Below are 7,495 nucleotides of genomic sequence, written 5' to 3'. Positions count from 1 at the left end.
TAGCGCTGGCTGGTGGTGGCGATGCTCTCGCCAGTGGCTAGGAGGTCGTCGATGACTCTCCACTTGAAATCTAGGGGATATCCCTTTCGTCCTCGGTTACTTTTTTCTGGTTTCATTGCTGTTGGGGTTGGCTCCCCAACTGTGTACTATTTCAGGAGAGGACAACCCGCTGTAGGGACGCACGGGAGTGTCTAGCGAGAGGGCGTCCGTTGTAGTACGGCAAGACGTGTAACGACTGATATGGATGCCATGACGTGTAACGATTTGTAGGGACGCACGGTCGTGCGTCCGTCCCCGTTAAAGCCATGACGCTGTAACCTTTGAAACAACGGACGCACGACCGTGCGTCCCTACAAAGGGTTATACGTATCATTGTTACACGTCACGGGTTATACGTATCATTTGTTCGTCCATTTGTTTACACGGATCATCGCTGCACGTTGGGATTGTTACACCTCCCAGCTGGGTCCTATGGTTGCTGTATCTAAGTTATTGCTACTTTTGTGTCGAACTTCAAGCACGTATCCTATTATGCACACCTCTTGCCACAATGATCGAAAATCCCCCCGCGCAACTTTTCACGATTACAAAGCTGGCATCTACTTCATAACTATCTGCACTAAGGATAAGCAACATTACTTCGGCAAAGTACAAGATGGTGTCATGCATTTCAGTCCGATAGGGGAGTTTTGCCAGCAACAGTGGGAAAAGGTCCCCGAGCATTACCCCTATGCCACTGTTCCGCTATTCGTCGTCATGCCGAACCATATCCATGCTATCGTGTCAATCAATCAAGAGACGGAGCCTGCAATTCAAATGACGGCTCGAAAAACTTTAGCAATTGTTGTGGGAGGTGTCAAGGGTGCTGTCTCATCTTTTGCACAGGAGCATAAGATAGAGTTTGGGTGGCGGCCAAGGTACTATGATCGCATTATTAGGAATCGTAGAGAGGGAAACAACATTGCGAAGTACATCGAAAACAATGTGGTACGCTGGGATAGCGACGAGTACTCGGTATGATAGGCTACTTTGACATCTTCGTCTTGCTCGGTGAAGGTGTGCTTGTAGTAGCCTTTGCGGCTGACTTCTAGCAGCTGACAAAGGTAGGTTATGGAGAGCTTTTGATCTCTCACTTTGGCGTATTCAAGCTGTCTCACGGCTGCAAATCGGTCTTTTTTTTTAGATCAATGTGGTAGCGATTCAGGACCTCTTCGAGTAGTGTCTTGTTGACTAAGGCTTTGCTCTCAGCCTGGAAGAGGGCTGCTTTGAGGCGAGCGTTTTCGCGCTTGAGTTCTGCGTAATCTGGATCTACGGCTTTGTTCTTGTTTGTCTTGCTCATAGTGCTACTGTTGCTTTGGTTGGGTAACTCTACATCAAAGGTACGCAACCAATTTCGAATGGTGCGTGTGGTGATGCCGTAGCGCTGGCTGGTGGTGGCGATGCTCTCGCCAGTGGCTAGGAGGTCGTCAATGACTCTCCACTTGAAATCTAGGGGATATCCCTTTCGTCCTCGTTTACTTTTTTCTGGTTTCATTGCTGTTGGGGTTGGCTCCCCAACTGTGTACTATTTCAGGAGAGGACAGTTTTATCATGCGTCTCTTTGTGCACAATGCGTTCGGTGCATAGAGGCTCTGCTCTTTATTTTGTAACTTTGTGGAGCTAAAGACTGCACATCAATATAAACTTATCATACACCTCTATGGAACTACTTCAAAAGAACGTACAGCGCGCTAAGGCAAACAAGCAGCGCATCGTACTCCCCGAGGGTCTCGAGCCTCGCACCCTCCAAGCTGCTGATCGCATCATCGCTGACGGCATCGCTCACATCATCCTCCTAGGCAACCCTGCTGAGATACAGGCTAAGGCTGCTGAGCTAGGGCTCAAGCACATTGACCAGGCTGAGATCATCGATCCGCAAAATCACGCACGCCGTGAGGCTTATCGTGACCTCCTAATGGAGTTGCGCAAGGCTAAGGGCATGACCCGTGAGCAGGCTGACGAGCTAGTGGTTAATCCGCTTTACCTCGCCTGCCTGATGATCAAGTCTGGCGACGCTGACGGTGAGGTAGCTGGTGCACACAACACAACGGGCAACGTGCTCCGTCCTGCACTCCAGCTCATCAAGACACGCCCAGGACTCAAGGTAGTCAGTGGCGCATTCCTCATCTTCTCTCCGCTCAAGGAGTATGGCGAGAACGGCTTCTTCATCTTTGCAGACTGCGCCGTCACGCCCAATCCTGACAGCAACGAGCTTGCTCAGATCGCTATCGCTTCTGCCGATACGGCTCGTAGCATTGGCGACATGGAGCCACGCATTGCCCTCCTGAGCTACTCTACAAAGGGCTCTGCCAAGAGCGAGATGATCGACAAGGTTACGGAGGCTTACAAGATCGCTAAGGAGATGGCTCCTGACCTACTCATCGACGGTGAGCTACAGGCTGACGCTGCTATCGTAAGCAAGATCGCTGAGCTCAAGGCTCCCGAGAGCCCCGTAGCTGGTAAGGCAAACGTCCTCGTCTTCCCGAACCTAGAGGTGGGCAACGTCGCCTACAAGCTCGTCGAGCGTCTCGGTCGTGCTACCGCTGTCGGTCCTATCCTACAGGGTATGGCTGCTCCAGTCAATGACCTCAGCCGTGGCTGCTCCGTAGACGATGTCTACAATGTGATCACGATCACTTGCAACCAGGCTATCGCAGCTAAGAAGTAATTCATCACCCCCTTCCCTTTACTAAAGATAAATTATGATCGTACTAGTCCTTAACTGTGGCAGCTCGTCTGTCAAGTATTCACTATATGATATGCCCGAGGCTCGTATCCTAGCTTCAGGCGGTATTGAGAAGCTCGGCCTGCCCGACTCTTTCATCAAGTTTAAGACGGCCGACGGCAAGAAGGTACAGATAGACCGTCCGCTACCCGAGCACACGGTGGCTGTCGAGTTTATCCTCGAGATCCTGACGAAGTCTGAGTACGCTGTCCTAGACAGTGTCGACCAGATCGAGGCTGTGGGTCACCGTCTCGTACATGGTGGTGAGGCAATCAATAAGAGCGTCCTCATCAATGACGAGGTGATCGAGCAGGTAAAGCGTGTCTCTGACCTCGCTCCTCTGCACAACCCACCCTCACTGAAGGGTATCGATGCTATCACGAAGCTCCTTCCGAAGGTGCAGCAGGTAGCTGTCTTTGATACGGCCTTCCACCAGACGATGCCCGCATATACCTATATGTATGCGCTACCTTACGAGTACTATGAGAAGTACGGGGTACGTCGTTACGGCTTCCACGGCACGAGCCACCGCTACATCAGCCATCGTGCTTGTGAGATCCTTGGGAAGGACTTTGACAAGACACGCATCATCACCTGCCATATCGGCAATGGTGCTTCGATCGCCGCTGTATGCAATGGCAAGGTCCTCGACACCTCTATGGGCTTGACCCCTACAGATGGTCTGATGATGGGCACTCGCTGCGGAAGCATCGACCCAGGTATCGTACCCTTTATCATGGAGCATGAAAAGATGACCCCGAGCGACTTCTCGACGATGGTCAATAAGAAGAGCGGTGTACTCGGCATCAGCGGTGTCTCCTCCGATATGCGTGACGTAGAGCAGGCATCCGAGGCTGGCAACGAGCGCGCTAAGCTCGCACTCGAGATGTATCGCTACCGTATCAAGAAGTACATCGGAGCCTACGCAGCAGCTATGGGCGGTGTCGATGTCATCGTCTTCACGGGCGGTGTCGGCGAGAACGACCAGACGACTCGTGAGTCAGTAGTCTCTGGACTAGAGTTCATGGGCGTCGAGTTTGACTCAGCAGTCAATCGCTCTAGCCGTGGCGAGGAGAAGGTACTCTCGAAGCCCTCTAGCCGTGTGACTGTCATCTGCGTCCCCACCGACGAGGAGCTGATGATAGCACGCGACACGATGGATCTCGTCAAGTAAAGCGAGCCTACCAGCTCGTCACAAGACGACAAAAATAAAGGTAGGGGCGGACATCCACAGATGTTCGTCCCTACCTTATCATATAACCTAAACTTCGCAAACCATCGGGATGCGACCCGTCGGTCTGCGCATTCACCAACAACTAAGTCTAGTAGCGGAGGTAAACTGAGAGGAGGCGTAGGGACGAAGACTTGCGTGCCGACCAGCTACGCACTCCCCTCAGAACTTCAAACAGCTATTTCGTTGGCTCTTGGCTTTTAGCTGTTGGCCATTGGCTAGAGACACTAGTACTCCGATAGCTCTGATAGCTCCGATAGCTCCGATGACTCCAGCCAACAGCTAACAGCTAATAGCCAAAAGCTATCTCCGTACGTGCATGACCTTACGGCCACCTATGATGTAGACACCCGTGGGTAGCTCCTCGAGTGGCTCAGAGCGTAGCACGCCATTCATATCGTAAATAGCGCCATCCGCTGGTAGCTGCTCCGGCGTGACGAAGTCAATCGCCGTGCCGCCCGTAGGCGTGATGACCACCTCATCGGTGATGACGTTGCCCGAGGCATCGCAGACGGCGTGCTTGCTGGCATTCCAGACAGCCCCTGCGGGTTTCGTGATCTCACACCCCTCGAGGATTAAGCTTGTGAAGTCGCAGATGGAGCCCTGGGTGCCCTTTGCCGTGACGGAAGCATTTCTGATTGTAAGAGACTCTCCAGACTTGCCACCCCTGCCTATGATTCCATAAACGCCTTCGGCATAGACTGTACAACCCTCAATAAGTAGAGCAGCCCCAGTAAAGATACCACAGTCTTCTGAAGACTTTAGAGTGAGCTGTCCATTCCCTTTTATAATGACATTCTCAACGAACGCCATTGCGCTCCGATTATTAGAAGTGATGGAAACCTTCCCCTTGACGACACAAGTCAGCTCATCTGTTGAATATATACTGTAACGTTGTTCTCCTCCATCGATGGAGGCATCCTCGAGGGTGAGCGTCTTGGTGGTGGGGTCGTAGCTGACTTTGCCCTTGACGCCAGGGATGGCGGTGAGGTCGGAGCAGTTCGCCAAGGTGACCTCCACGCCTGCGATCTTCAAATTGTACGACATCGGGGAGATAACCACCCTGTCGATGATGACGTTGCCCGAGGCATCGCAGACGGCGTGCTCGCTGGCATTCCAGACAGCCCCTGCGGGTTTCATGATCGAACAGCCATCGAGGGTGAAGCTTGTGAAGTCGCAGATGGAACCCTCGGCGCCCTTTGCCTTGACGGTAGCATTTCTGATTGTAAGAGACCCTCCAGAAGACATGCCACCCTTGCCTGCGATTCCCCATTTGCCTTCGGTATCGACTGTACAATCCTCAATAAGTAGAGCAGCCAGAGTATAGATACCACAGTCTTTTGAAGAATTTAGAGTGAGCTGTCCATTCCCTTTTATAATGGCATTCTTATCAAACGTCATTGCGGTCCAATTATCAGAAATGATGGAGACCGCCCCCTTGACGACACAAGTCAGCGGATCTTTTGACCCTATACCTTGACTTTGTCCTCCATCGATGGAGGCATCCTCGAGGGTGAGCGTCTTGGTGGTAGGGTCGTAGCTGACTTTGCCCGTGACGCCAGGGATGACCGAGAGGTCGGAGCAGTTCGCCGAGGTGACTCGCTCACCAGCTATCTTGAGTTCGTATACAGATGCGATGACCACCTCGTCGGTGATGACGTTGCCAAAGGCATCGCAGACGGCCTGCTTGCTGGCATTCCAGACAGCCCCTGCGGGCTTCGTGATCTCGCACCCCTCGAGGGTGAAGTTTGCGAAGTCGCGGATGGAGCCCTCGGTGCTACCCTTTGCCGTGACGGAAGCATTTCTGATTGTAAGAGACCCTCCAGACGAGCCATCGTCGCCTGCGATTCCCCATTTGCCTTCGGCATAGACTGTACAACCCTCAATAAGTAGATCAGCCACAGTATAGATACCATTGCTTTTTGAAGACTTTAGAGTGAGCTGTCCATTCCCTTTTATAATGACATCCCCATAGAGCTCCATTGCGCACGAATTACTATTAGAAGTGATGGAGACCTTCCCCTTGACGACACAAGTCAGCTCTTCTCTTGACTGTATACCTTGAAGTTGTGCTCTTCCCTCGATGGAGGCATCCTCGAGGGTGAGCGTCTTGGTGGTGGGGTCGTAGCTGACATTGCCATAGACGCCAGGGATGAAGGTGAGGTCGGAGCAGTTCGCCGAGGTGACCCTCACGCCGTCTATCCAGAGATCGTACTCCTTTACAGGTGGTGTGATGACCACTTCGTCGGTGATGACGTTGCCCGAGGCATCGCAAACGGCGTGCTCGCTGTCATTCCAGACAGCCCCTGCGGGTTTCGTGATCTTGCACCCCTCGAGGGTGAAGTTTGTGAAGCCATAGATAGAACCTTCGGCCCCCTTTGCCGTGACGAAGGCATTATTGATTATGAGCGACTCGTTCAGGTAGGCATCACGAGCGCAGAATCCCTGTTTACCACTAGCAACGACAGAGCAGTCTTCAATGGTTAGTTCTCCCATCACACCAATACCCGCCCCGTCATTAGAGCTAGCTGTGAGCTTTCCCCCTCCAAAGATAGTTGCCTCGTTGTAGAAGAAGAGGGCATCACCTTTATCGCTAGTGACGTTTACATCGCCCTTCACAACACAATTTATGTATGCGGATGAGCTAATGCCATCCTTGTCACCGCCGTTGATAGTTGCATTATTGAGCGTAAGCGTCTTGGTGTCGGGGTCGTAGGTCACCTCGCCTGTGACGCCAGGAATGTTAGAGAGATCAGAGCAGTTGGCGGAAGTGACCTCCACACCTGCTATAGAGAAGTTGTACTTCGTCTGTGCTGAGGCTGACGAGCCGGCGAGCGCTAAGAGCATCGTGACGAGTGTCACGATGAGTGATTGATGTAGTAGTTTCTGTTTCATTACTGTAATAGTTTTTGAAGTGAATGTATATTGGGGGCAATCGTTGCCCTCATTGTTTGCTACAAAAGTAGGCATAACAAGTGCTAAATCTCTTATCAAATGCGGACAGAAACTTGTCAAAATCGGACATCTTTCAGTGTGGTGACTTATCAAAATTGGATATTAGAGGGTGGCAACTCTCTATGAACTAGGTGTTTATAGATGACAAGTCAAAAAAGGAGTGATAAGCCCCCGAAAAAGCTGTTTTGAGTTTTTTGGGGGGCGGTGTGATGACTCGGGCTTCTTGGGTGATTGGAAATTCCTACCTAGGAATTTGCCAAATAGCTACCTAGGAATTTGCCCAATTCCTACCTAGGAAATGAAAAATTCTTCGGAGGAATCAAATGAAACTTCGGAGGAATCAAATGATACTTCGGAGGAATCAAAAAATAAGTCCGAAGAATTTGTCCATTTCCTAGGTAGCAAATCAAAAATATCTACGGAGGAATTTGTCCATTTCCTAGGGGGGGGTGTCCTCTTCCTGAAAAAAGTACACAGTTGGGGAGGTGTTACTGAGATGGTACTCGGGTTATTTTTGTTAGTCCTGGGAGTGTACTCATCTGTTA

The 7,495-nt window shown here is 51.4% G+C and carries 6 protein-coding genes; 4 read left to right on the top strand and 2 right to left on the bottom strand.

The features are described from left to right. Positions 1–531: 531 nt before the first annotated feature. Positions 532–1,020 (top strand): transposase, encoded by a 489-nt coding sequence (locus L215_RS0104060; RefSeq protein WP_027451382.1) that lies wholly within the window; start codon positions 532–534, stop codon positions 1,018–1,020. Positions 1,021–1,153: 133 nt separating this feature from the next. Here the strand turns inward: L215_RS0104060 and L215_RS0104055 are convergent, their stop codons facing one another. Continuing rightward, entirely contained in the window at positions 1,154–1,534 is a 381-nt protein-coding gene (locus L215_RS0104055; RefSeq protein WP_027451381.1) for a transposase, read from the bottom strand. 165 nt (positions 1,535–1,699) lie between these two features. Between L215_RS0104055 and pta the strand changes: the two genes are divergently transcribed. Continuing rightward, positions 1,700–2,707, top strand: a complete 1,008-nt coding sequence (pta, locus tag L215_RS0104050) for a phosphate acetyltransferase (protein WP_004331071.1) — start codon at positions 1,700–1,702, stop codon at positions 2,705–2,707. A gap of 34 nt (positions 2,708–2,741) precedes the next feature. Beyond that, complete coding sequence (locus L215_RS0104045) at positions 2,742–3,938, top strand: acetate/propionate family kinase (protein ID WP_025884391.1); 1,197 nt, start codon at positions 2,742–2,744, stop codon at positions 3,936–3,938. Between the two features lie 360 nt (positions 3,939–4,298). On the opposite strand, the gene L215_RS09590 is transcribed toward L215_RS0104045, so the two are convergent. Next, on the bottom strand, positions 4,299–6,890 hold the full coding sequence (locus tag L215_RS09590; protein ID WP_052343471.1) for a hypothetical protein: 2,592 nt from the start codon (positions 6,888–6,890) through the stop codon (positions 4,299–4,301). Between the two features lie 358 nt (positions 6,891–7,248). Here L215_RS09590 and L215_RS10255 point away from each other — a divergent pair. Next, positions 7,249–7,495: hypothetical protein (locus L215_RS10255; RefSeq protein WP_044111737.1), on the top strand; the 247-nt coding region annotated here is incomplete at its 3' end.

Origin of the sequence: Porphyromonas uenonis DSM 23387 = JCM 13868 (genome assembly GCF_000482365.1) — a bacterium.
In the GTDB taxonomy this organism is placed as follows: Bacteria; Bacteroidota; Bacteroidia; order Bacteroidales; family Porphyromonadaceae; genus Porphyromonas; species Porphyromonas uenonis.
Note: the sequence above shows the minus strand (reverse complement) of the source record. Positions and strands in the feature narration are given on the sequence as shown.